Below are 26,410 nucleotides of genomic sequence, written 5' to 3'. Positions count from 1 at the left end.
TAAGGCTTATGTTTCAAACCTATATGCTATTACATGTAATGGCGACACTATCAACCGTTACACCGTCTACTAGCACATCGAAGCTTTGCTCCCCATTGAAGCCATTGTCACACGTCACAGCCAGACTGTAGGTACCGTCCCCAATATCGCTAGACACCATACTAACAAGACCAAACTGAACGACTAACCCATCGACAGTTACCGTGTGGCCTCCATGCCCTACAACTGAGTTATCAGACTGCCTCAATGTTAATGTCAGATTTGATGTTTGACCTTCATCTTGACTGATCGAGTTACTCGATAATGAGGTTGCTGCACTGTCGACTTCGGTAAAGCTAACAGCTGCGGTATTAGTGATTGAAAGTGAATCAACTAACGCTGTAATAGTATAGCTTCCCGCGGTACTCCCCGTGACAGTTGCGGTATAGGTTCCATCACCATTATCAGTCTCATTCGAGAACGCCAATCCACTTGGTGCTGAGCTTAAAGTCAAGGACCCGCCACTCTGACCATAATCTTGACCATCCGCTTGTTTAAGCGTAACGGTCACTGTTGTGGATGTACCCGTTTTCATTGAATCACTTGCGACGCTAACCGTCGAATTTGATGCGCTTGGCCCAACGGCAACGAAGGTGATACCCAACGTCGCGATGTTTTGTGATTCAAACGATGCAGTCACATTTACCGTTCCTGCAGTACTAGAACTGATACTGCTTGTGAAGGTGCCGTTACCATCATGGCTCGTCGCCGGAACGGTCGCACTTCCAGAATATGCAAGAGCAACCGTTGCAGAACTTGGTACAAACAACGCGTTTGCATAGTCACGTAACACGATTGTTGCCACTGTGGTTGATGTACCATCTGCATCTACACTATTCGAACTCAAAGTAAATGTTGAATTAGACAAGCTAAACGCAGAAGTAAACGTCACAATTTGCGAGCCTAACGACGTTGACCCTAATAGCCCGGTTACCGTCACCGCTCCACCCGTTGTTGAGGTTAAGTTACTGGTATACACCCCTCCACCTTGAGACTGAACCGCTGAGCTCACCGCTGTACCTGATAGGCTCAAGGATACACTGCCTGATGAAGGCACATACGCATTACCAGCGTAGTCCTTAAGCGTCACCGTTACCACTGAGGCCGTTGTACCATCAGCAGAAACAGTGGCACTACTCACTGCCACCGTTGACTGGCTCACATCGAGATCGGCAACAAAAGTTACAACTTGCGAGCCTAATGACGTTGAACCTAGTAACCCAGTCACCGTCACAGCTCCACCTGATATTGAGGTTAAGTTACTGGTATACACCCCTCCTACTTGAGACTGAACCGCTGAGCTCACCGCTGTACCTGATAGGCTCAAGGAGACACTGTCTGATGAAGGCACATACGCATTACCAGCGTAGTCCTTAAGCGTCACCGTTACCACTGAGGCCGTTGTACCATCAGCAGCAACTGTGGCACTACTCACCACCACAGTTGACTGACTCACATCAAGATCGGCAACAAAGGTTACAACTTGCGAGCCTAATGACGTTGAACCTAATTGCCCGGTCACCGTCACAGCTCCACCTGATGTTGAGGTTAAGCTACTGGTATACACCCCTCCACCTTGAGACTGAACCGCTGAGCTCACCGCTGTACCTGATAGGTTCAAGGAGACACTGCCAGATGCGGGCACATACGCATTACCAGCGTAGTCCTTAAGCGTCACCGTTACCACTGAGGCCGTTGTACCATCAGCAGCAACTGTGGCACTACTCACTGCTACAGTTGACTGACTCACATCGAGATCCGCTTCAAAGGTAATGTCAACTGAGTTAGATATTGAAACACCGCCAATACTTGCACCTATTGAATAGCTTCCACTGATTGTGCTGGAAAACGTCCCGGTATACGTTCCATCTTGATTATCAACACTAGATACCTGCGTGACATTTTGAGGAATAATGAACGTAATATCACCTTCGGACTCAAGGTAATTATTACCATCAAGATCCTTAAGCTGCACGGTAAAAGTGACAACATCGGTGCCATTAGCAGGCAACGTCTGTGTGTTCGCATTTAACGAGGAAGAAGAAATATCAGCGACTGGAGTAAATAACACACTCGCTGTACCTCCCAAGGCATTTCCATCGATAGCGCCCGAAATAACCACCGCTTGAGCATTCACTGAAGTAATGTCTGCTGTATACGTACCGTCACCCACAGATTGAATGTTCGCGATAGAGACACCTTGAGAGGGCTCAGCAGAAAGCGTAAGTGTCCCTGTATTCGTATCCCTAGCAACACTAAACTGATCTCGCTCCTGAACCGTCAATGTAATTGAGGTTACACCATCAGCTCGGGCGCTTGACGTCTGTGCAACGACACTGGTTTTCGCATAGTCAATGGGAAGCGCTTCACTACAAAACTCATTACTCGAAGGTAAGGGAATATCAAAAACCATAGCTTGCGTCGAGCTGGCTGTCACCGTTCGCCTTTCACCCCAGTAATAGCGGTTTTCATAGCGAATATAAGCTGAGCCCTCATAGTCAATCGTATCTACTGCTCGCGCTTCTTGAGCTAGCCCGTCAGTATTCGTTTGTCCCCACAAATACTGAGAATAGTCTCGATTGTACATCCAATAATACGCTTCAGGGGCGGGCTTAAATCGCACAACATCTTGTTGATCATCTAAACAAATGAGGCGCGCACTAATATCCTGATCAATTTTCTCACATAATTTGAGCGACATAAGTTGAATCTCGGTCATCGACTCAACCGCAGTAAACTCAACCTGCCCCCATGTTTCACCACCATAATAATACAATCGATATAGACTGTTTTCGATAAGGTTGGTTAAACTAATCGTATTACCAGTCACCTCGCCAGAAGACTCATAAGAATAACCTGAATAAAGATAATATCGACCTGAATCAATAGCTTGCGAACGTGACGTGTCGATAGGGCAAACAAGGCTGAGTTCTGTATCTATATCAAAGCGTGGTGGATTAACAATATTCAATGTTGCTTTAAATGACTTGGTGTCATTATTGGATACACCAAAACAAAAGTCCTCTAGATCTAACCCTTCGTCACCACTTTGCACCTCAATAACTTGCCCATCAACCTCAATAGAGGCTAACAGACTGTTTCCTTGACTATCTAGAAGATCAAAGTGACCAGCAAATGCCGGTACATTATAGATATCGAGTTTCTCTGGGTTATCACCCCATCCACTTGGCTTATATGCCCAACCGCCTCCTGATTTAGCAAAGGACAAGCGCAGTTTTTGGTTATTTGCCACGCCATCCTTATCAACTACATCCACTTCCAACTTACACTTTTCCTGACCGTACCAATCCAAGTTGTAATAAGACAAATGGGTAATTGCCTTTGATACGGTAAAGGTTTCTGCATTTTCTTGTAAAATGGCTGCATTACCCTCATATTGCCACTTGCCCGTCGAGGAGGTGTAGCTCCAGATAGGTATTACTCCGTCCTGCAGAGACAGTGGTAGGCCAGTATTTGGGTTCGTTGTCGTTTTCGGTACATCAAACGTTAATGTGACTTGTCCGCCATCAAAGCTCGACACCCTTTGACCACTTTCATCACTAATCTCAATTGCGGCAAAGCCTGCTGATATAAAGGTTAAGCTATCTGGAGAGGTAACATCATCAGGCAGATCGCCTAATACCCCCTTAGGAGAAAGCCCTCCAGGAAATAGATATAACGGATTATTGCTCTCATCTGCAATACCATTTGGGTCGGCAGACAATAGCATTAATGACACCGTAACATCTCCAATGGGAACAAAAGCATTTCCTGATTTATCTAAAAAACTTGTACCCGCCGGGATCGTTAAAGCGGCAGTAGCACCATCAAGTATTTGACCACCTATCGTCGTTTCAGACTTGGGAGTCGTGGCCACATTGACCAAAGAGTTGGTCGTATTCCCTGACATAGCGATGATCTGTTCGATATATACCGCACCTAAGTCGTCACTATTCTTCTTTGGAACCACCTCAATCCACGGCTGGTTAGATAACGATGAATCTGAAAGATCATAGACTTGGGAGTTAGAAAAAAAATCATCTCCACTTACAACAATCGTCATCGTTGCATTCGTACTATTCCCAATAGTCAAATTGTTAACAGACAAAGATATGGGCACAATGCCAGCATCCGGAACCAATACCACATTTTGTTGATATGCGGCTCCATCAACATACCCAGCAACATCACGACCAGCAACATCGCGTATTTGTACAGAAAAATCAGGTGATGCATTGGTAACATCAAATACAAATGATAACTCTAAACTGGACAATGACGTCGTATCCGTTTGATTAGATATGTTAATTGGAATTTGCTGGGAGTGAGACACATTTTTGACCGACGTATCGGTCGTTTCAGATGTGTCAAAGCACCCGTTTAACATAAGAATAGCGACCAATACGACGTAAACTGACTGCTTTAAGTTTCCGTACCTAAAACTTTTTAATATCATTGTATGCCCTCTGAAATGACTTCTATCAAACAAGATCTATATTCAACTAGTATAAATACATACCGTTTCACAGAAATTAATTGCAAAGCATACTATTGCTCACAAAATACTTGAGAACCCTCGTTAGAAAATAAAAAAACCAAGCTCTCACGCTTGGTTTTATATAAAAATGGTTATCAACACCCTTCCATTAAATATCACTATTTTGCCCTACTCGTCATACAATCACGGTCAAATCCTCAACGTTTACTTGAAACCAAATCGTATTTTCGGTTAATACCAACGACTAATAGTAGCAAGATACCAAACCAACCCACAGTTCCACCATTACCAGAGCCCCCCTCAGAAGCAAACGTGCCCCCGGTATACACAACACTGCCATATTGAGCGATGTAATTTTGCCGAGAAATATCGTCAGACACATAGTAGGGAGACGCTAAACCATCAATCACATTGGTTATCCAGCTACGATAATCACTAATTTCTGTATAAACCGCAGTCACTGCCGAATTATTATCTCCGCAGGTAGACGGTCCAAAACTAGTGATGCCGACTTGAGTTTGAACACCCCCATCATCCCAATAAATAGGCCCGCCGGAGTCCCCTTGGCACGTCCCTGCTTTTAATCCAGTAGACTGGCTCGCGTCACCGGTAAAGCACACTTGCTTATCCGTTAAGTTGCGACCGTTTCTAAAATTTGCCGCACAAAGTGTATTATTTACCCACTGCAAATTCGTTTTCTGTAGAATTGTCGTCCCTTCAACATTTGAACGAATATTGCCATGCCCAACTGCGGTAAATGAGTAGCTTGATGAACGGTAACTTTCAGAAGATGCTAAGTGAGCGGCTACACCAGAAGAGGTTGATGTTTCCAGTTTCAGCACCGCAACATCATTCGGCAATAGTGCTGTGATGTTGTTTGAAAAATTAGGATGAATATAGACTTCAACCACCCGCCTTCTATCAGCATTAAGAAAGTTACTTTCGTCTTCTAACATGGGCAATACCGTGGTAAACAACCCTGCAGCAAGATCGCCTTCAATACAGTGAGCAGCGGTCAATACGTGCTCTGAATCTAGAAGCGTCCCTCCACAATACGCGCCACTTGAATATCGTCCGTCATATTCAGTAGAGTCAATATAGAGACCAACATAAGAGGGAAAGTCTGCCGCACTGGCATTCTCTCCATTCACGATCATTGGGGTGATATCTATATCAATGGCTTGAACGGGAAAAACGCAAAATACACAGGCAGATAGCAGCGCTTTTCGAAGTATCCCATGAGCGTGCTTTTTCAACATCCTTGCCATACAAAGCTCCTCAATATAATGAAGTACATCTCAAAAATAGACTTTTTTGATGCTCTCATTAACAGTATAGAAAGAAAATTGATGAAATGAATGAAGTAGGCGTTGTCTTAGCAAGTTTAGATAAACTTGCTATCATATTATCGTTTTTGAGAATCTATACTGCGTTGAACCGAATAGTGGAATCACGGTCTCGATACATGAGGAAATGGAAGGAATGGCAGCCCAAGAAATACCATCAACCCTGTAGCCCAAGGTGGTGCGGCTGACTACAGGGTTTAGGGAAGTGAGAACCACATATTAAATTTACGTTTGGCGGGCTCTGTTCCATCCAAGTAAAGCAAGCATGGTTAATAGAAGTAACGACATAGAGCCGCCTCCTGAACCACTACTAGAGGCACCATTGCTTGGGCGTATATCAAACCCCTGTCCGATCAAGTATGCCCTTCTCTCCGCATCGGTCGATACATAAGTTGGCGAGACCTGTCCATTCAAAACGCGGGTGATCCAATCAGAGTAATCGGCTAGTTCAGTAAACACTGCTGTGATATCCCTCGTCTTGTCTCCACATGGTACAGGACCAAAACTGGTGATGCCGACTTGAGTCTGCGTACCATTATTATCCCAATAAATCGGGCCACCGGAGTCGCCTTGGCAAGTACCTGCAAGCAAATCACTCGCAGCACTATAATCGCCCGTAAAACAAAGATGAAAGTTCTTTAGATAACTCCCGTCATCAAATGAACCCGCGCACACATCATTGTCAACCCAATTAAGATTAACTTTTTGCAACCGCTCAGTTGTATCGATGTGCGAGCTGGTATTGCCATGGCCAACAGCCGTAAATACATTACCTTCGCTACGATAACTTTCATCATTAGGCTGAACGATAGCAGTACCGGTACTCACCGCTGACTCTAACTTTAGTATCGCTATATCATTCGGTAACAGTTGGGAAATGCTGTCGTTGTAATCCGATGGGTGGTAGATTTCAACCACTCGTCTTTTTTCTACATTTAGATAGCTACTTTCATACTGTAAGCCCGGTACAACCATAGTAAAAAGTTGCGTCTCTACACTACCATAAACACAATGAGCAGCTGTGATCACATACTGATCATTAAGTAGCGTTCCTCCGCAATAAGGTGCTGCAGAATAAAGGTAGTTATATTCAATCGAGTCATAAAACAAACTAACAAATGAAGGATAGTCACTCACATTTGCATCCGTACCATTGACGATATAAGGTGAAATATCCAACGCTGGTTTTATAGGCTCATCAGCCAAAACATTCAACGTCAACATTGAAAGCGCCATAAAAGCTAAATGTGGTTTATTCAATAAGTGAATCACGAGATCGTTACTCCTTGTCTACCATCGCACAAATCATGTCAGTCACGTTGATATCATCCCAACATATAACATGCAAACCACATTGAGATCATCGCTGCCTCGCTCTCACTTTGTACGACGCTCCTCAAACTTTATGGATAAACACCCAGCATCAGAAACAAAAAAACACCGCCATGAGACGGTGTTTTTAAAAAATCGCTATTTACTAATTATCCGCGATAATAACGCTGAGGCACAAACGGCATTTTCTCAACTGTCATTGCCAGCTTTTTACCACGCACTTCTGCGAATACTTCTGTACCCACAGGCATAAACTCGGTTTTTACATAACCCATAGAAACCGGTTTACCTGCGGTCGGACCCGCAGTACCACTGGTGACAACACCAATTTCATTGTCATCTGCATCAAATAATACTGCGCCTTCACGAACGGGCGCTTTAGTTTGCCCAACCAAACCAACACGCTTACGGCTAACCGCTTTCGTTTCTATTTGCTCTAGAATGATATCCGCACCTGGGAAGCCACCAGCGCGCTCACCATCGGCGCGACGTACTTTTTGAATACCCCACAGTAAGCTAGCTTCTACTGGCGTCGTTGTCGTATCAAGATCATGACCATATAGACACAAGCCGCACTCAAGTCTCAGTGAATCACGAGCACCAAGACCAATCCACTCCACTTCCTCTTCTGCTGTAAGCTTACGAGCAAGGGCATCAGCTTGATTGGCTGGCACTGAAATTTCATAGCCATCTTCACCCGTGTAGCCACTACGAGAAACAATACAGTCTGTCCCTAATAAACTAACCGTTCTTACATCCATAAACAGCATATCGGCGACTTCTGGTGCTAAACGCGCTAAAACTTGCGCCGCTTTTGGTCCTTGAATCGCCAATAATGCACGGTCTTGAATCACTTCCATCTCCACGCCATTCGTAAGGTGTGCTTCGATATGAGTAATGTCTTGCTCTTTACATGCTGCATTCACAACAACAAACAGATGATCGCCGAGGTTCGCAACCATCAGGTCGTCCATGATGCCGCCTTGCTCGTTAGTAAAGAAAGCATAACGCTGCTTACCGACAGGCAAATCAATGATATCAACAGGAACTAATGACTCAAGAATCTTCGCGGCATTCTCACCGTGTAAACGCAATTGACCCATATGCGACACATCAAAAAGACCAGCAGCATCACGACAATGTAAATGCTCTTTTTTTACACCCAAAGGATACTGTACTGGCATATCGTAACCAGCGAATGGAACCATTTTAGCGCCAACTTCAACATGAAGAGCGTGTAAAGGTGTCGTCAGTAGATCTTGAGTCACTTGTTCTTGTGCCATTTTATTCTCCGTGAGCTGTAATCAGCCGTTGTTTAACTTTCACGTCATCTTTATTAGCTCTAACGCTTTCGTCGCTAGAGCCCATTAATTTGCTTTAGAGCGTTTCTCGCCGTGTATCATTAATAAACTCAATGATTAAAAATACACCTGCCAGAAACCTTGTTTCCTATAATAAACAAGAATGCGCCAATTTTTCATCATTAACAACATTCGAACAGACAGAAATGTGACATTTAACAATTTAATCACAAACCAAAAAGCGAACAAAGCCGCCTATTTCACGTGTTTTTTGCCCTATTTTATGGAATTTCTGTGCATTTAACCACAAGAGCAAACGTTTGCCTTTATTATAAGAAACCTACCTGTTTGCTGACTATTTCGCCGTTACCCACAAAATATGCGCATCGTCGTCGCTGACAGAAATCAGCATATGCCCCATATTTGCATCATAATACACGCTGTCACCCGCGTTCATTTCTACCGGTTCATAGAACTCAGAAAAGAAGCGTACGGTGCCTGAAAGGATAAGTAAAAACTCTTCTCCATCATGACGAACCCAATCACTATACTCTTCAAAAGCACGTGCTCTAACCGTACTTTTAAACGGCATCATTTTCTTGTTTGAAAGCTGCGTGGCAAGTAATTCATGCTCGTAGGTTGGAGTGGGGTGTGGTTTCCCCTCGCCTTGCTTAGTCAGGTCTCGGCGCCCAGTTGCTACTTTTTTCTTTGGTGGTTCAAAGAGTTGCGGCATATCTATTTGAAGGCCTGTCGCTAACTTCTGCATAGCCTGAAACGTTGGAGAGATCTGTTCATTTTCTATCTTGCTCAATGTAGAGCGTGCCAAGCCTGTTCGTTGACTGGCCTCTTCCAACGTCAACCCCATTTTTGCTCGAATATCTTTTAATCGTTCACCCAGTTTAAGGGGTTCAATATGTTCATCCGCTGCGTCTTTCGCTAGCGTCAAAGATGGGTACTCATCATAGATGTCTTCAGACATATTATCCCTCTAAATAGTCGCTTCCTTTGTCCTGTCCACATTGTTGCATGAAGCGACTTATTCATTAAAGGTCATGGTCAAAAATAAAGCGTGCTCTGGTTAACAAAACTGGAAACTGTGTTTCCTATAGGAAATTTTTGATTGATTGTTCACGCCACGCGAGGTATGTTACCGACTTGTTAGATGAAGAGATGCATTGACGCAATCAGTGAAGTGGCTCAATTCCACCTTAACTGAATGATTTAGTCCTAGTCATTGGGACCTATTCACGCTGCCTTTTTGAACAAGTTGTTTTGTTCACGCAGTACAAAGACAAGCGTTATTCAATCGTAAAAGAGCACCGCATTACGGGCTCTACATAACAGATATGTTTGAATGATCGTCATATTGAATAAACGTCATATTGAACAAACAACGGAAGGTAAACTGCCATGACTGCTCAGTTCCTAAAAAGCTACCAAAGCCACAGCTTAGAAAATTTTTTCTCGACCAATCTCTCAGCGACAGATGACGCCGTATTTACTGGCATCCAAGCCGAATTTACCCGTCAAAATGAACAAATTGAGCTTATTGCTTCTGAGAACATTGTTTCCAAAGCGGTCATGCAAGCCCAAGGGACTTGTCTAACAAATAAATACGCCGAAGGTTACCCAAATCGCCGATACTACGGTGGTTGTGAACACGTCGACACCGTTGAAGCCATTGCTATCGAGCGCGCAAAGTCACTTTTTAAATGTGAATACGCAAACGTTCAACCTCATTCTGGTGCACAAGCCAATGGCGCAGTAAAACTAGCGTTGCTGCAACCTGGCGATACCATTATGGGCATGTCGCTGGATGCTGGGGGTCACCTAACCCACGGAGCTCGCCCAGCCTTATCTGGTAAGTGGTTCAACGCCGTTCAATATGGTGTTGACAAAACCACGCTTGAAATTGATTACGACGCGGTTCGCGAACTGGCCATCGAGCACAAACCAAAAATGATCATCGCGGGCGGTTCTGCTATTCCACGCACCATTAATTTTGCTAAATTCCGCGCGATTGCCGATGAAGTAGATGCAATATTAATGGTCGATATGGCGCATATCGCCGGTCTCATTGCGACAGGCGCACACCCTAGCCCACTACCGCATGCGCATGTTGTCACCACCACAACTCATAAAACATTACGTGGCCCACGCGGTGGCATGATTCTTACCAACCACGAAGATATCATTAAAAAGATCAACTCTGCGGTTTTCCCTGGCTTACAAGGCGGCCCTCTTATGCACGTTATCGCAGCAAAAGCGGTCGCGTTTGGCGAGGCATTAGGCCCACAATTTAGTACTTATATTGATTCAGTGATCGCGAACGCAAAAGTTCTTGCTGAAGTATTGCAAACTCGCGGTTGCGACATCGTAACGGGCGGCACCGACACTCACCTGATGCTGGTTGACCTAAGACCAAAAGGCCTTAAAGGCAACAAAGCAGAAGAAGCGCTTGAGCGTGCTGGCATTACCTGTAATAAAAATGGCATCCCATTCGATACCGAAAAGCCTATGATTACTTCTGGTATTCGTTTAGGAACACCTGCTGGAACCACTCGTGGTTTCGGAACTGAAGAATTTAAACTCATCGGAGAGTGGATTGGTGACGTTCTTGATGGCTTGGTTGAATCCCCAGAGGGCAACCCAGATGTTGAGCAGCGCATCAAAAAAGAAGTGAAGGCCCTGTGTGCTCGCTTCCCACTGTACCAATAAAGAACAAACATCCTTAAATATTTGGAGATATAGCAATGGATAACACTTTGAAGTTTTCTGACAGCCATGAATGGGTTCGTGATAACGGTGACGGCACCGTGACTATCGGAATTTCAGAGCACGCTCAAGAAATGCTGGGCGATGTGGTATTTGTTGACTTACCAGAAGTCGAAGACGAAATTGAAGCCGGTGAGAGCTTTTCTCTCGTTGAGTCGGTAAAAGCGGCTTCTGATTTGTATGCACCTGTTACTGGTGAAATCGTTGAAATCAACGAAGAGCTAGAAGACAGTCCTGAGCTTATTAACGAAGAGTCTTATGACGGTGGCTGGATTGTTAAAGTGAAGATGTCTGATGCATCTGAACTAGACAACCTAAAGAGCGCTGAAGACTACCTTGCGTCTATCGAAGACGAGTAAGCCAAGCACGAATCAAAGCTGTCCAATTTTGGGCAGCTTGTTTTTTTAAGGGTCTCGCAGAAGATCTTTGAGAAGGTAAAGGAACCATGACTGAATTACTTAACACGCTAAGCACACAAAACGAGTTTGTTGCTCGCCATAACGGTCCAAATAAATCAGACCAACAAAAAATGCTGGATGCCATTAATGCACAAAACCTTGATGCATTAATTACTGAAACAGTTCCAGCCCAGATTCGTTTAGAACAACCAATGACACTGGCCGCGCCAATGAGCGAATCGGACATGTTAGTTGAAATGAAAAAGTTCGCGAATCTGAACCAAATCAAACGTTCATTTATCGGTCAAGGTTACTACAACACCTTTACTCCTAACGTTATTCTGCGAAATGTTCTTGAGAACCCAGGCTGGTATACGGCGTACACGCCCTATCAACCTGAGATCTCTCAAGGTCGCCTAGAAGCATTGCTTAATTACCAACAGATGGTCATGGACCTAACGGGTATGGAAATTGCCAACGCATCCCTACTCGACGAAGCAACAGCCGCGGCAGAAGCCATGACCCTTTGTAAGCGTGCTGGAAAAAGCAAAAGCAAAACCTTCTTTGTTGCTGACGATGTTCACCCACAAACGATTGAAGTCGTAAAAACTCGTGCTGAGTTCATCGGCTTCGAGGTTGTTGTTGGCACGCTAGATTCCCTACCAGAGCAAGATGTATTTGGCGCCTTAGTACAGTACCCAGGTACAACAGGTCAAGTTCATGACCTCACGGACATTATTGCAAGCGCGCAAGCAAATAAAACACTCGTGACTGTTGCCACTGATTTATTAGCGTCTACGCTTCTTAAGCCGGCTGGTGAAATGGGCGCAGACGTTGTGATTGGCTCGGCGCAACGCTTTGGCGTTCCAATGGGTTATGGCGGTCCACATGCCGCGTTCATGGCAACCAAAGAAAAACACAAGCGTACGATGCCAGGTCGTGTCATTGGCGTCTCCATTGACAGCAACGGCAACCAAGCACTTCGTATGGCAATGCAAACGCGTGAGCAACATATCCGTCGCGAAAAAGCCACGTCAAACATTTGTACTGCACAAGCGCTTCTTGCCAACATGGCGTCTTTCTATGCGGTTTATCACGGTGAGGAAGGTCTAAAAACCATCGCACGCCGTACTCACCACATGACGGCAATTTTGGCTGCTGGCCTAACTAAGTCAGGCTTTGAATTAGCAAATAATAGCTTTTTCGATACCATCACCATCAACACTGGTGACCAAACCGATGCACTATTTACTGCTGCACAAAATGCTGACCTTAACTTACGTAAGTTAGATGGCAAGCTGGGTATCAGTTGTGATGAAACCACCACGGTTGACGATATTAATGCTTTGTTTAACGTATTTGGCGTAAACGAATCCGTTAACGATCTTTCTACTGAAATCGCGGGTAACGAATTTGCTGCCATTCCAGAAAGCTGCCGCCGTAGCACTCGCTACTTAACGCACCCAGTATTTAACACGCATCACAGTGAAACTCAGATGATGCGCTACCTTAAACAGTTGGAAAACAAAGATTTCTCACTGACGCACGGCATGATTCCGCTGGGCAGCTGTACTATGAAGCTAAACGCGGCGGCGGAAATGATCCCTGTCACTTGGCCGGAATTTGGTTCCATCCACCCGTTCGCACCTTTAGAGCAAGCGGCTGGCTACACGGCTTTGGCACAAGATCTTAAAGAAAAGCTCTGTGAAATTACTGGCTACGATGACTTCTCATTACAACCAAACTCAGGCGCATCTGGTGAATACGCTGGTCTTATTGCGATTCAACGCTACCACCAAAGCCGCGACGAAGGTCACCGTAACGTTTGTCTGATCCCAAGCTCTGCGCACGGTACCAACCCAGCAACGGCTTCTATGGTTTCCATGAAAGTAGTTGTGGTGAAATGTGATGATGCTGGCAACATCGACATGGTCGATCTTGCTGCGAAAATCGAAAAACATCGCGAAAGCCTTTCCAGCATTATGATCACTTACCCTTCGACACACGGTGTGTATGAAGAGCAAGTGAAAGAAGTGTGTGAAATGGTTCATGAAGCTGGCGGTCAAGTTTACCTAGATGGCGCTAACATGAACGCTCAAGTAGGCCTTACGACTCCAGGTTTCATTGGCTCTGATGTTTCGCACCTTAACCTGCACAAAACCTTCTGTATTCCACACGGTGGCGGTGGTCCAGGTATGGGTCCTATTGGTGTGAAATCGCACCTAGCACCTTTCCTACCGGGTCACATTGAAAATGGCGTACAGGGCGAAGACTACGCTGTTTCCGCAGCAGACTTAGGTAGCGCATCTATCTTACCTATTTCATGGGCGTACATCGCAATGATGGGTGAACCGGGTCTAACTGAAGCCACTAAAGTCGCGATTCTTAATGCGAACTATGTAATGGAAAATCTGCTTCCACACTATCCGGTTCTTTACCGTGGAGCAAATGGCCGTGTTGCGCACGAGTGCATCATTGATATTCGTCCATTAAAAGAAGACACAGGCATCAGCGAAGAAGATATTGCGAAACGTCTCATGGACTATGGTTTCCACGCGCCAACAATGTCATTCCCAGTAGCTGGCACATTAATGGTAGAACCAACTGAATCAGAAGATTTGGAAGAACTAGACCGTTTCTGTGAAGCGATGATCGCCATTCGTAAAGAGATGACGCAAGTGAAGGACGGAGTCTGGCCACTAGACAACAACCCACTTGTTAATGCACCACATACTCAAGTGGATCTATCATCTGACTCTTGGGATCGCCCATACTCACGTGAGCTTGCTTGCTTCCCATCAAGACAGGCGAAAGCGTCTAAGTACTGGCCGACGGTAAACCGTGTCGATAACGTATACGGCGACAGAAATCTAGTTTGTAGCTGTCCAAGTATCGATAACTATATCGATTAGGTTTTTTGGTTGCTCACAGATAACCAAGTTGAAAACTAACTTGAATAACAAAAGGCGAACCGCTTGGTTCGCCTTTTTCATTCTAAACAGCGCAAATCCAGTCAACCATCGTCATATCAGCCCACTCAAAGATGGCGCAAGGTTTCTAGTTCGTAGTACTCGGTTTGTTTTTACAACTCGAACAAGCGTTAAACGAGACGAACCACAATGGCGAAACTAAGCTGTTGTATAGAAAGCATGACGAATAGCGTTGATTCATCGCGCTAAACCTTTATACGAGACGAATCGAGAACAAACATAAAATAGATTGCTGACAAAAACGGCTGTTTTACTGTTCTGGCTTAAATTGCTTGAACACATTAACTGTAATATTGTGATCTGAACATTAGTATCAAAAAATTGGCAACAGAAGTGAGTCGTGCGTGCTGAACAACATCAACCTAAACTTATTACGCTCTTTGCATGTTTTGCTCGAAGAGTGCCATGTCAGCAGAGCAGCAGAGCGATTGAATATTACACAATCGGCGGTCAGCCGTCAGTTAGCCCAACTGCGTGAATTGTGTGGTGATCCTCTTCTGGTGCGTCAAGGTAATACACTGATTCCAACGCCCAGAGCTCTGTTATTGAAAGAAAAATTGGAGGGGCTAATATCTGAGTTCAACCACTTGCTAGATGATAAACCGTTTGATCCCAAAGACTGGCAAGGCGAACTTGTTCTCGCATCAAGTGATTACGTTGCCCAATACGTTCTACCCGATATCGCCTCCCACCTTAGCCAACTCGCTCCTCAGTTGGACATGACGTATCAACTTTGGCATCCAGAAACCCTAGATAGACTCCATGAAACTGGTATTCATATCGCCTCTTCCATGTATCCAGAAAAACCAGAGGGGGTGTCGAGCATTCATATCGGCTCTGATATTTCAGTATGCTTGATGAAAGCGAGTCATCCACTGGCCAGCCAAGATACACTCAGTGTTGATGATTTGATTGGTTTTTCACATATCAAAGTTACTGGCGGTGGCGATAAAGATTCCAGCACAGACCTTGCTTTAAAAGAATTAGGACTATCACGCCATATCACATTAAAAGTGCCGTTCTTTTCCGCAGCCATCAATCGATTGGTGTCCAGCGAACATTTAATGATCGTACCTAAACACATAGCTGTAAACCTTGCTAAGTATTGGGATATCACGCATAAGCCGCTCCCTATTGATACCCTAGCACATAAATACTGGCTTATGTGGCACCCAAAGTACGACAGTGATTCTGCCCACAAATGGGTTAGAGAAGAGGTACGAGCGGTCATGCAATTATCTGAATTTTCAATACGCCATTAACAAAATGACAACACTATGATTTAAAATCATGCCTCCCATGACAAATAGTGATTTCAAATTATACCTATAATGTTGATAAATTATTGCCAAAGAGGAGAAAATATATGTCACTCACTGTTTGGTTATCACTGTTTACTGTTTGTTTATTAGGGGCGATGTCACCGGGCCCCAGCTTAGCTATTGTCGCAAAACATTCTCTGGCCGGAGGGCGAATTAATGGATTGGTGGCCGCGTGGGCTCATGCGATGGGAATCGGTGTCTATGCCTTCATCACTCTTATTGGTTTAGCGCTTGTATTACAACAAAGTCCTATGCTGTTTAAAGTGATCAGTCTAGGAGGAGCGGCATACCTGGCTTATCTGGGCGTTAATGCCTTGCGTTCAAAGGGTGGTGTAGCGGCAAAGTTGGAGTCAGGGGAACAAGCGACACTCATTCAATCGGCTCGTGAGGGCTTTCTCATCTCCATTTTAAACCCTAAAATCGCTCTATTCTTCATTGCTCTCTTTAGTCAATTTGTGGCTCTTGGTAACAGTGTTAGCAATCAAGCCATCATCATTGCGACACCATTAGTTCTGGACGGCTTATGGTACTCATTCATCACATTACTGCTCTCTAACCCTAGAGTGGTTGATACTCTTCGTTCTAAAGCGGTTCTGATCGATCGACTATCTGGAGTGGTGTTAATTCTGCTTTCGATTAGGGTTGTGTTAACGGTTTAGTTCAAACAGCGTTTGAATCGAGTAACTCTATTACTGTTCTTTAAGAACTATAAGATAACTTTCATTGATTTTGAATAACAAAAGGCGAACCGTGGGTTCGCCTTTTTGATTTACCATATATAAAATAGCTACGCCATGAAAACACAAGAATTAACGAGTTATAAAAATAGTTTCACACTGAATATAATTACTCATTTTCGCCAAGTGGTTGCCAATTTTTACTAAACTTTGATATGCAATAAAAATTACCATCATCGCCAATAACGTATATATTGTCATTTACCACCTTTTGTACTGTGTATTTTATTCCCTTAGTGAGAATGACCTCACTATGACAATTAAGTACATCAGCCATAACACTAATCTTATCACCTGCATTAATGCTTAGCTTAAGACTATGTACTTGCTGTTTTTTTGTGGCACATCTAGCTTTCTGTAAGGTACAGGTATCTACAAGAGTGCATACTACACAAATATCTACGCACTTATCTTCCATTTGAAACCTCTCAATGCTATCCCTCTACCCTTAAGTAGTCACAATTAGTTTTCCAAAAATAATTAAAACCTAAATACTATATGATAAGAACTCACATTTACCAATAAAATACGCATTCAACAGTTCCATTATTTTTCCGTCTTTTCCTTCATTCTGAAATTTTTGTATTATTTACATAAAAAATCACATCATAGAACAATGACACTTACCATTAGTATATAACTAATATAATTGCCATTGAGCATCTAAATTCAAGCCTTTTACTTTCTAATTCTATGTAAGCGCTATTATTAACCTTAGATGCCGACGACTTTACAGCACGATATTTCACATAACATTAACCTAAATCAATAAATGCAAAGTAACGTGACTTAAACAGCTTCGAACTGTTTTGATTGGATAAATAATAACCCACACCATTCAATTGGTTGCAATTAAAATAACGCCATTGGTTAGTAGCGACAAATATCCTCTACTATGAGTTTGCACACATAAATAATAGTCACAGGTCGTTAGGATTTTGAGGGAAGTTGAAGTTGAAGTTGAACGATAAGCAACTGATGTCACTTATGAGTAGCGAATATGTCACTTATGAGTAGCGAATTTAAGATACGAATCATTATGCTTCGAAGCCAAAGCACTGAAGTGTAGATAGGTTAAATAGTAATCGATGAAAATAATTTCAATCGGGATAAAGATAGGTTAAAGCTGTTCTGGTCTGCCGGAATATTGTGGAATTGTCGCCATAACCCTAGTCATATCATTTAAAATAACCAAGCAGAGGTTCAGTTTCAATGGTAAATTTACGCTGTATGAAGCGAACCAATATTTCGTTATAGACGACTTTTCCTTCCGGAGTCAGAATAAATTCCTCCCGTGTGCGTGAGAAGAAAATCAACTTCCTTTTAATAAGAGAGCGCATAGTTCTCGGTGAGTGCTTTCTGCATTTTGCACCGAGTTTTATAATGCCCCCATTACCCAACTCAGTAATCACCGCTTGCTGTAGAGTTGTGATGCTTCCCATGTGTATTACCTCAGAGATTCTACTTTAACGTTAGCTTCAATAGGTCTGATTGCACTTCTAGCCCTTCCCTAGCAAGCTCTTCGACAATCAAACGATAGACCATATTTATTTTATAATTATGTTGACCGTTATATTGCTTAGCCGATTGATTAACCATCATTCGTAACTGCTTTCTATAATCTAGATCTGGATTAGAGTCGAAATACCCATCTTCTGACTCACTCCCCTCCTCACCAGAAAGGCACTCAAATATCTCATGATGATTGCTTACTAACACCTCCATCATTTCAAAGCACTTTATTGTGCACGCTGAATTCTTATGCGCACGAATCAAAGCATCTATTCTTGAAGGCTCTGCTACAAAATTCACCATGGAATACCTCACATTCTAGTTTGTATTATTTCGTTGTTGCTAAACAAAAAGTTGCACGCAAAATTGTAGTCGAAGAATGGCTATATCTGGTATCACTAGTGCGTACTAGATTCAATAGAATATAGCCATATATTTACCTTTGTAACTAGCCTCTAAAATGAGTCTAGTTACAAAAATGAACTTAACGCGACACTCTTAGAATAGGTAACGTAGTCGAGCGTGGACGGCGCTATCATCTTTAAAAGCACCGGAATTACGTTGAGATGCTTGGTGCTTAATATTACGGTATTCCACACCGAACATCGTTTGACTATCAAAGTTGTACTTCGCACCCACCGCTACCATGTTACGTGTGCCATCAATATTGCCGCTAGTGGAGAGTGTTTTACCTTCATTGCCACTCATTTTCACAGTTGACCCGTAAAGGTACGGTTCAAACCCCATATCAAACTTGTACGATGCATAAGCATCGAATGCTTGAGACTTTTCAGACAACACTTTGCTCCCTGTAGCAGCATTGTTTGCTCCACCAGCAAAGCCATTCATGTGATAGTTTTTACCATCAACGTATGATGCTGCGAAATGGACGCCATGCGCCATATACTGAGCCATCAAGGTATTCGCTACAATGTCAAAGTCGCCGGTTTTACCAAATGTAGTTTGGTTCGCGCTTTGTTTCATTTTAGATGATGTATGAGCCGCACCAACTTTAATACCGTTATCAAATTCATAGCTTAGCGCTCCACCTACATTGCTATCACGCGATAGTGAATGAGATTGTGTATTAGTACCTGTACCACTTGAGTCTGAAATCGTATTTTGCATACCGTATTGAAGACCTAGCTTAAAGCCCCCCCATTTATTTTGGTATGTCAGACCTTTATCTAGACGGCCTGTACCAGAAGAACCACCATCACTAAACTGATAGATACCGCCGGCATCGTGGTCGGAAATGAAGAGTACATCCGTAGCACCCGTTACGTCATAAACTGCTGCCCATTGCTTACCCGCACGTAGTTGACCCCAACCCGTACCGTTATCGTTTAGGCCAACATAACCCAATCGGTTTCTAAATACGTCGGCACGCTGATCGTGGCCATTAATTAGATTGACTTGCCACTCCATGAAACCTTCAACTGCAACTGCATCGTTGATCGTTCTATCGAAGCCAAAGTTGATACGAGAAGAGCCAGTACTCATTTGAGCGCCTTCACCCGAGTTTTTCTCTTTTCCAATCGTCATATCAACACGACCGCCAACCGTCACTGTGTTTGTGCCGTCGTTATATACCTCTGCTGCAACCGCTGAACCCGATGCCACAAACGCGACAGCCATTGCAATAATCGTTTTTTTCACTTGTAATCCCCTTAATATTTCAATTTGTATATCGCCGAAGATAGACCCCGTCAATGGCGTGCACTTTATGAATTCAAGGCGTGGCTTTCAAAATAGGTTCCATTGGCTATTCGAATGAGTTTGACTGATTTTTTAACAACCACGCGTGTGCAAACGGTTTATGTAATTTTTTGGTTAAATTCATAACAAAAAATCCAACGTCTATACCCGGTACGGTGATTTTATTTAAGGGAACTAATGCCGAATAATTAAAACACCACCATTGTTAGGCAAGCTTGATTCGACGTCTTTGATGAATGAAGAGAGAATTTTTTGAATACTTACCACTTCTAAAAGTGATGACGGACATATCCTACTGTTGCGCTATCTTTGATTGGTGTTGTGGTTGTTTTGTGACAACTCAATAGATAACTAGACTATCGTAACAGGCGACCAATGCACCTCCTTCTCTACATAACTCGCAGCCTTGATTGTCTTTATTCTTTAAGTTCAAGTCGTACTTATATTCAAGCAACAGCAATTCATGTTGCCCTGCATAGAAACTTGCCCGCACTCCTTAGTAAAAAACAAGTAAAACACTAAGCCCACTACATTGAACAAAAAGCCAGTCTAGTCGCAGTTCGCATTATTTTTAGTAATGAATCACCTAAATATTTATCGTGATTAACATCACACTTTTTTATTGCTAGAACTTCTTTGAGACTCTACTATCTGCGCCTCAAAGCCTATAGGGCTTTCTATCACTCATTTAACCACCTGCTACCAAAACGAGAACCAAAAGAAATGGCACCCAAATACCCATTAGCTAAGCTGACCTTTCTTATTGCTATTTTAACTGCTGTAGGACAGATGACACAGACAATGTATGTGCCTTCCATTGGACAAATGGCGCAAGAATTTCGCGTCAACCCAGCGATGCTTCAGGCGGTAATGGCGTGCTACCTTATTCCTTATGGTCTCTCGCAATTTATCTATGGCCCTCTGTCTGACAAACTTGGCCGTAAACCGATTATTGTCGCTGGACTCGTGATCTATCTAGTCGGTGCTCTCATTAGCCTATTTGCACACTCATTTGAATTGTTTTTGCTCGGTAGCTTTATTCAAGGTGCCGGAATAGGCAGTGGCGGTGCAATGTCTAGAACGCTTTCTCGCGATTGTTTTTCTGGTGAAGAGCTACATCGAGCAAACAGTATCATTAGTATGTGCGTTATATTCTCGCCTCTCCTTGCCCCGGTGTTAGGCGGCGTGTTGACCGAGACGATGGGCTGGCGCTCAAGCTACCTATTTTTAACCCTGTTCGCCGTCGCTGTCGTGATCATTATGTCGTCAAAACTTGCAGAAACATTGCCAGAAGAACGAAGAAGCAAAACCTCAGCCATAGAAAACTATCGCTTTGTCTTATCTGACAAACGTTTCCAAGGCTATGTGGTCTGCCTAGTGGCTACCTTTGCGGGTGTCGCCGTGTTTGAAGCAGCGGCCGGGGTACTATTTGCTGGTGTTCTCAAGCTCTCTGCATTTACGGTTAGCATTTTGTTTGTATTGCCTATTCCCGGCTACTTGCTCGGCGCCGGATTCTCGTCGGTCATTGCAAAACGTTACGGTAATCGCGCGGCCTTTAAATTTGGCCTGATTGCCATAATGATTGGTTCTATTGTTGTATTAGTTCCAGGCTTGCAAGGCTCGACAGACGCTTGGACTTTGACCGCGGGCTCTACCATTTACTTTCTTGGCGCTGGCGTTCTTTTTCCTGCAGCTACAACGGGGGCGTTAACACCATTCCCTAATCACGCAGGAACAGGTGGAGCGGTGTTAGGTGGGATGCAAAACCTTGGTGCCGGACTGACAACATTAGGCGCGTCGCTCATACCAGCGACTAGCCAATTACCGCTCGGTATCATTATGTTGGTCATGGCGCTGCTCGCTATGTGGGGGCTGCATATTGCGAAGCGAGATAATGGCCCGAACAATGCTAGCGATACCGTCATGGTGTAACTGCATCTAGGTATCGATGTTCTAGGTATAGGTGTTCTAGGTATAGGTGTATCTAGGCATAAATATCATTAAGTGCAATCTACTCTGCTCGCTCTAAATCTCATAAAACCAAGTGTCCTCTTGGACATTCAATAATTCTGGGTCAGTGCCATCTAGCTGATAAAGATAAAAGGTTTTTAAGGGCGGAGAGTAGATATGTAGGGTGACCAATGCCTGGCTATCCGATTGTAAGTTGGATATTTGGTGGATATCTTGGTCACGGCTGACCGTCACTGTCTGCTCAGTATATAACGCGGATTGAGTGGCATAAATATGACCATTTGCCGCGACTTCGAATTCAGTCTCCGTCGCATCGCCCAATAATACTTTCACTCCGCAGGCCGTACCTCGATGGTCATGAATTTTACTGCGCTGCCCGCTAAGCCAACTCAAAATAAGAATTTCACAATGCTCATTACGAAACAGCCTCTTCCGGCTGTAATGATCCTGCTCAAAACTAGCCAACGATCGTATTTCTTTATGACTCAGCGCAACATTGTCGAGTAAAAAACGAATGACGGCTAATGAGAGTGGCCTTGTAGCTCCTTGTACTTGAGCGATAAGCTCGTTAAAACTCATCTGATGGTCATAGCCCAACAATGAGCCAATATCGCTGTTCGAGTTGTCTGAACTATCGGCAATATTTCGCACGTTCCCCCCTTGCTTTATGCTGTATTTGTATAGTTCTATTGCATCTATGAGCTGTAGTAACCATAGCTCATGGACCAAGAAGTCGACAACATACAAAGCATGACGACTTATGTAGTCAACTCCCTAATGATTATTAATTACCTCTATAGTAGGTAGCTTATTGATAAATTCCACTTTCTCGATTGTTGCAAACCTGTATAATTAGCGAACATTATTGTTTAATGTCTCATTTTTATCGTTAATATCATCGAGCCCGATGTGGATTTTATATGAATTTGTCCCAGTTTAATGCTCCACAGCTGCTCAAAAAGACGGTAAACCGCTCCATTACCATTGTAAAAAATGTTCGCATTAATTATCGGCGTATAAGCCGGCACAGCAGCCGAAGCTTTAATAAAAAGCACACTCAAATCCTAGAAATGATCGGTAAAGGAACTCCTGCTGCTGATATATATAACAAAATCGGCTTGCTTTATGAATCTCGTCATCCTGGGCTACGTTGCTCTATGTTGGAACTTCATGGTGACACTCTGATTCACGGTGGTGCACCTAGTATGCCCGAAGAATACTGCCGAGCCGTCAACGGTTTAAAGATAGGTCCGGATATCGGTTCTTGTGGCACGTCAACTTACACGGGTAAACGAGTCATCGTAGAAAACATCGAGACCGATCCAAGATGGAAAAATATCAGACAATTCGCCCTTCCTCATGGTATGCGTTGCTGCTGGTCTGAACCGATTAAAAGCTCAAGTGGCGAAGTACTTGGTGCATTTGGTATGTATTACGACTTCCCCGCGACACCAAACAAAGATGAATCTAAAAGCCTCGCCTCCGCTGCTATGTTGGCGAGTATTGTTATGGAGCGGGATCAAAACCAAAAACGTATTAAAGAATTAGCCTATACCGATGGGTTGACCGGCTTTTCAAGCCGAGCCTATTTTTACCTCAACCTTGAAAAGTTAATAAAACAATCTCAGCACAACAATCAGCGGTTCGGTGTCATATTTATTGACCTAGATAACTTCAAAAATATTAATGACAGCTTTGGACACGATGTAGGCGATCTTTACCTTCAAGATATCGCAAGCCGATTGACACCAATTATCAACGACTCGTATTTAATCTCCCGCCTTGGCGGAGACGAGTTTTGTATTATTGTTGAAGAGTCATCCGGTCAATGCAACAGCGAACAAATCGCGCAGCGCTGTCTTAATGAAATATCACAGACCTCAGAAATTTCAGGTCGCGAGTTTGTACAATCATGCAGTATCGGTATCGCTCATTATCCTGAACATGGTAGCGATGTCAGTACATTATTAAAGTCGGCTGACACGGCCCTATATCGCGCTAAAGATGCAGGGAAAAATCAATATGTTATCTATGATAAAGCATTTACAGTAGCGGCCGAATATCAATTCAATGTCGAGCAATTATTACGTACTGCGATAGACAACCAAGAAATTACCATCGTCTACCAACCGCAAATTGATTTAAATACTCAGCGAGTCATCACCGTTGAAGCGCTTTGTCGTTGGTATCACCCTGAACTCGGCCAAGTTTCTCCGAATGAGTTCATCAAAATCGCCGAGCGTACAGGGATGATAAAGTCACTCACTGAATTCGTCATCACCACCGCATGCAAACAAGCTGTGTTGTGGCGACTCGCGGGATACCCTCGAATTCGATTAGCGGTCAATATTTCGGCAGCGCACTTTTTAGACCCCGACTTTGTCCCATTGGTTGAACGAATACTCTACGAAACTAAGATGGAGCCTTCCGATCTTGAATTAGAAGTCACTGAAACGGTGATTCAAACTAAACCAACTCATCAACTCGTGTTTAAACGCCTAAAAGCACTGGGTATTAAACTCGCCATTGATGATTTTGGAACCGGCTATTCGTCCTTCGCCTCATTAAAACACTTAGATGTGGATGTACTAAAAATTGATAAGTACTTTATCGACGATATATTAGTCGATAGAAAATCACAGTATCTCGTGGAGTCAATGATAGGTATGGCTCACAACCTCGGGTACTACGTGGTTGCAGAAGGAGTGGAGAATCAAGAACAAGCTCAACTACTCAAACCTATGTCATGTGACGTTGCGCAGGGCTACCTGTTTAGTAAACCGACCCACCCGGAAAATATAGAAACACTTCTGCGCCAAGCCCACTAAAACAAACGTGAGCCCTAAAGTGTTGCTATTGGTGCTATAACGGCGTGACTCCTGAATAACGCACTCCAGACAACTGCGCCATCTCTCTATTCCAAGTAGCCAGATCATTTTGATTAAACTGGCTCAGGTTATTGTGTCCACAGGCCCTTGCCATCACCTGCATTAACTCTGTTGAAGCTTCAAAAAAGTTATTGAGTTGTTTAGAAGCTTTCTCAACATTCAGCCGTTGTCGGAGATCCGCCTTTTGTGTCGCAATACCCGCAGGACAATTGTTGGTGTTACACATTCTCGCCGCCACACAACCTATAGATTGCATGGCACTATTAGATATCGCGACACCATCGGCACCTAATGCCATAGCCTTCACAAAATCCATAGGCACTCGCAAACCACCTGTCACTATTAACGTTACCTTACCGCTGACGCCTTGCTTATCTAAATACGCTCGGGCACGTGCTAGGGCGGGTATTGTCGGCACACTAATGTGGTCTCTAAACATTGCTGGCGCAGCTCCGGTTCCTCCACCTCGCCCATCGAGAATGATGTAATCTGCACTGGCATCGAGCGCGAACTGAATGTCCTCCTCAATATGATTGGCACTGAGCTTGAAGCCTATCGGAATTCCCCCAGTAATTTCTCTAACTCGATCAGCAAAGCGCTTAAAATCCTCCGCGCTATGAAGATCTGTAAAAGTCGGCGGTGAAACCGCAGCAGTACCAGGTTCAATCCCACGAACCTGCGCAATTTTTCCTATATTTTTACTGCCCGGAAGATGGCCTCCTGTCCCTGTTTTTGCACCTTGCCCCCCTTTAAAGTGGAAGGCTTGAACGTTTTTTAACTTGGATTCCTCATAACCAAAACCCGCACTCGCTAGTTCATAGAAATAACGAGAGTTTGCCGCCTGCTCTTCCGGTAGCATGCCCCCTTCTCCAGAACAAATTCCGGTGCCAGCCAATTCAGCCCCAGTTGCAAGCGAAATTTTTGCTTCTTCAGACAAGGATCCAAAGCTCATATCGGAGACAAAGAGAGGAATTTTCAGTGAGAGTGGTTTTTTCGCCATAGGGCCAATGATTAATTCCGTTGCGACGGCTCTATCTTCAAGTAATGGCTTTGTCGCCATTTGCGCTACCATAATTTGTAGGTCATCCCAGTGTGGCAATAAATGTCGTGGGACGCCCATGGATGTCATTGGCCCATGGTGGCCGACTTTTTTCAAACCATCACGCGCTAACTGATGAATAAACTCAACGGTGGGCTCTTCTTTTGTCACGGTGGCAATTGGCATACTGTCAACAGATTGTATTTGCACGCCCGGTCCTTCTTGCCCAACTTGCTCCTGACTAAACTGTTTATGAGAGCCATCACAAAACGGTGGATTCTGAGTATGTTTACAGCGACATAAATAAGCATCGCCGCTTTCTGTCGCAACAAAACTCTTAGGCTTAAACTCTGTTCCTGCATGCGAGCCGTCACAGAAAGGCTGCTTAGATGACCGACCGCACGTGCAGTAGTAGTACTCTTGGTCTTTGGTGAGATCGGCTTTGATTGGTACATTGTTGGCGATAATCGGCTTGCTCATAGTTCATCCTTTGTTCCATGTATCATATGGTAAGGCGCTTTTAATTAGCGATAGTATTCTCAA

The 26,410-nt window shown here is 43.9% G+C and carries 17 protein-coding genes; 7 read left to right on the top strand and 10 right to left on the bottom strand.

What is annotated here, in order from left to right:
* Positions 1-19 precede the first annotated feature (19 nt).
* The 5 genes from L4D05_RS13360 to L4D05_RS13340 all read right to left on the bottom strand — a co-directional run bounded on the left by L4D05_RS13360 (position 20) and on the right by L4D05_RS13340 (position 9,495).
* On the bottom strand, positions 20-4,495 hold the full coding sequence (locus tag L4D05_RS13360) for a beta strand repeat-containing protein (RefSeq protein ID WP_428794325.1): 4,476 nt from the start codon (positions 4,493-4,495) through the stop codon (positions 20-22).
* Positions 4,496-4,734: 239 nt separating this feature from the next.
* Positions 4,735-5,805: a S1 family peptidase gene (locus L4D05_RS13355; RefSeq protein WP_428794324.1), complete on the bottom strand. Its 1,071-nt coding sequence runs from the start codon at positions 5,803-5,805 to the stop codon at positions 4,735-4,737.
* A gap of 303 nt (positions 5,806-6,108) precedes the next feature.
* Complete coding sequence (locus L4D05_RS13350; RefSeq protein ID WP_428794323.1) at positions 6,109-7,107, bottom strand: S1 family peptidase; 999 nt, start codon at positions 7,105-7,107, stop codon at positions 6,109-6,111.
* A gap of 257 nt (positions 7,108-7,364) precedes the next feature.
* Positions 7,365-8,498 (bottom strand): glycine cleavage system aminomethyltransferase GcvT, encoded by a 1,134-nt coding sequence (gene gcvT, locus L4D05_RS13345; RefSeq protein ID WP_428794322.1) that lies wholly within the window; start codon positions 8,496-8,498, stop codon positions 7,365-7,367.
* Between the two features lie 373 nt (positions 8,499-8,871).
* Positions 8,872-9,495 carry a helix-turn-helix domain-containing protein gene (locus L4D05_RS13340; RefSeq protein WP_265676842.1) on the bottom strand — a complete coding sequence of 208 codons (624 nt, stop codon included), beginning with the start codon at positions 9,493-9,495 and terminating at the stop codon, positions 8,872-8,874.
* 431 nt (positions 9,496-9,926) lie between these two features.
* Between L4D05_RS13340 and L4D05_RS13335 the strand changes: the two genes are divergently transcribed.
* From L4D05_RS13335 to L4D05_RS13315, 5 genes are all read left to right on the top strand, one after another.
* Positions 9,927-11,234, top strand: a complete 1,308-nt coding sequence (locus L4D05_RS13335) for a serine hydroxymethyltransferase (RefSeq protein ID WP_428794321.1) — start codon at positions 9,927-9,929, stop codon at positions 11,232-11,234.
* A 35-nt stretch (positions 11,235-11,269) separates the two neighbouring features.
* Positions 11,270-11,650 (top strand): glycine cleavage system protein GcvH, encoded by a 381-nt coding sequence (gene gcvH, locus L4D05_RS13330; protein WP_428794320.1) that lies wholly within the window; start codon positions 11,270-11,272, stop codon positions 11,648-11,650.
* Between the two features lie 86 nt (positions 11,651-11,736).
* Positions 11,737-14,601, top strand: coding sequence for an aminomethyl-transferring glycine dehydrogenase (gene gcvP, locus L4D05_RS13325; RefSeq protein WP_428794319.1), 2,865 nt, complete (start codon positions 11,737-11,739; stop codon positions 14,599-14,601).
* Between the two features lie 422 nt (positions 14,602-15,023).
* Positions 15,024-15,941, top strand: a complete 918-nt coding sequence (locus tag L4D05_RS13320) for a LysR family transcriptional regulator (protein ID WP_428794318.1) — start codon at positions 15,024-15,026, stop codon at positions 15,939-15,941.
* 104 nt (positions 15,942-16,045) lie between these two features.
* Positions 16,046-16,660 carry a LysE family translocator gene (locus L4D05_RS13315; protein ID WP_428752126.1) on the top strand — a complete coding sequence of 205 codons (615 nt, stop codon included), beginning with the start codon at positions 16,046-16,048 and terminating at the stop codon, positions 16,658-16,660.
* A gap of 187 nt (positions 16,661-16,847) precedes the next feature.
* Here L4D05_RS13315 and L4D05_RS13310 read toward each other — a convergent pair whose 3' ends face one another.
* From L4D05_RS13310 to L4D05_RS13300, 3 genes are all read right to left on the bottom strand, one after another.
* Positions 16,848-17,156, bottom strand: a complete 309-nt coding sequence (locus L4D05_RS13310) for a hypothetical protein (protein WP_428794317.1) — start codon at positions 17,154-17,156, stop codon at positions 16,848-16,850.
* Between the two features lie 1,043 nt (positions 17,157-18,199).
* The gene (locus L4D05_RS13305) at positions 18,200-18,466 is read right to left on the bottom strand and encodes a hypothetical protein (RefSeq protein WP_428794316.1); all 267 of its coding nucleotides are present in this window, start codon (positions 18,464-18,466) and stop codon (positions 18,200-18,202) included.
* Positions 18,467-18,748: 282 nt separating this feature from the next.
* Positions 18,749-19,909 carry a porin gene (locus L4D05_RS13300; protein ID WP_428752123.1) on the bottom strand — a complete coding sequence of 387 codons (1,161 nt, stop codon included), beginning with the start codon at positions 19,907-19,909 and terminating at the stop codon, positions 18,749-18,751.
* 783 nt (positions 19,910-20,692) lie between these two features.
* Here L4D05_RS13300 and emrD point away from each other — a divergent pair.
* The gene (gene emrD / locus L4D05_RS13295; protein WP_428752122.1) at positions 20,693-21,901 is read left to right on the top strand and encodes a multidrug efflux MFS transporter EmrD; all 1,209 of its coding nucleotides are present in this window, start codon (positions 20,693-20,695) and stop codon (positions 21,899-21,901) included.
* Positions 21,902-21,994: 93 nt separating this feature from the next.
* Here the strand turns inward: emrD and L4D05_RS13290 are convergent, their stop codons facing one another.
* Positions 21,995-22,519: a cysteine dioxygenase gene (locus L4D05_RS13290; protein WP_428794459.1), complete on the bottom strand. Its 525-nt coding sequence runs from the start codon at positions 22,517-22,519 to the stop codon at positions 21,995-21,997.
* A gap of 341 nt (positions 22,520-22,860) precedes the next feature.
* Here L4D05_RS13290 and L4D05_RS13285 point away from each other — a divergent pair, with 341 nt between their 5' ends.
* A complete protein-coding gene (locus tag L4D05_RS13285) occupies positions 22,861-24,768 on the top strand; it encodes a bifunctional diguanylate cyclase/phosphodiesterase (RefSeq protein ID WP_428794315.1) in 1,908 nt (635 codons plus the stop codon).
* Between the two features lie 34 nt (positions 24,769-24,802).
* Here the strand turns inward: L4D05_RS13285 and L4D05_RS13280 are convergent, their stop codons facing one another.
* On the bottom strand, positions 24,803-26,347 hold the full coding sequence (locus L4D05_RS13280) for a glutamate synthase-related protein (RefSeq protein ID WP_428794314.1): 1,545 nt from the start codon (positions 26,345-26,347) through the stop codon (positions 24,803-24,805).
* Between the last annotated feature and the right edge of the window lie 63 nt (positions 26,348-26,410).

This window comes from Vibrio nomapromontoriensis (assembly GCF_050337205.1).
Lineage (GTDB): Bacteria > Pseudomonadota > Gammaproteobacteria > Enterobacterales > Vibrionaceae > Vibrio > Vibrio nomapromontoriensis.
Note: the sequence above shows the minus strand (reverse complement) of the source record. Positions and strands in the feature narration are given on the sequence as shown.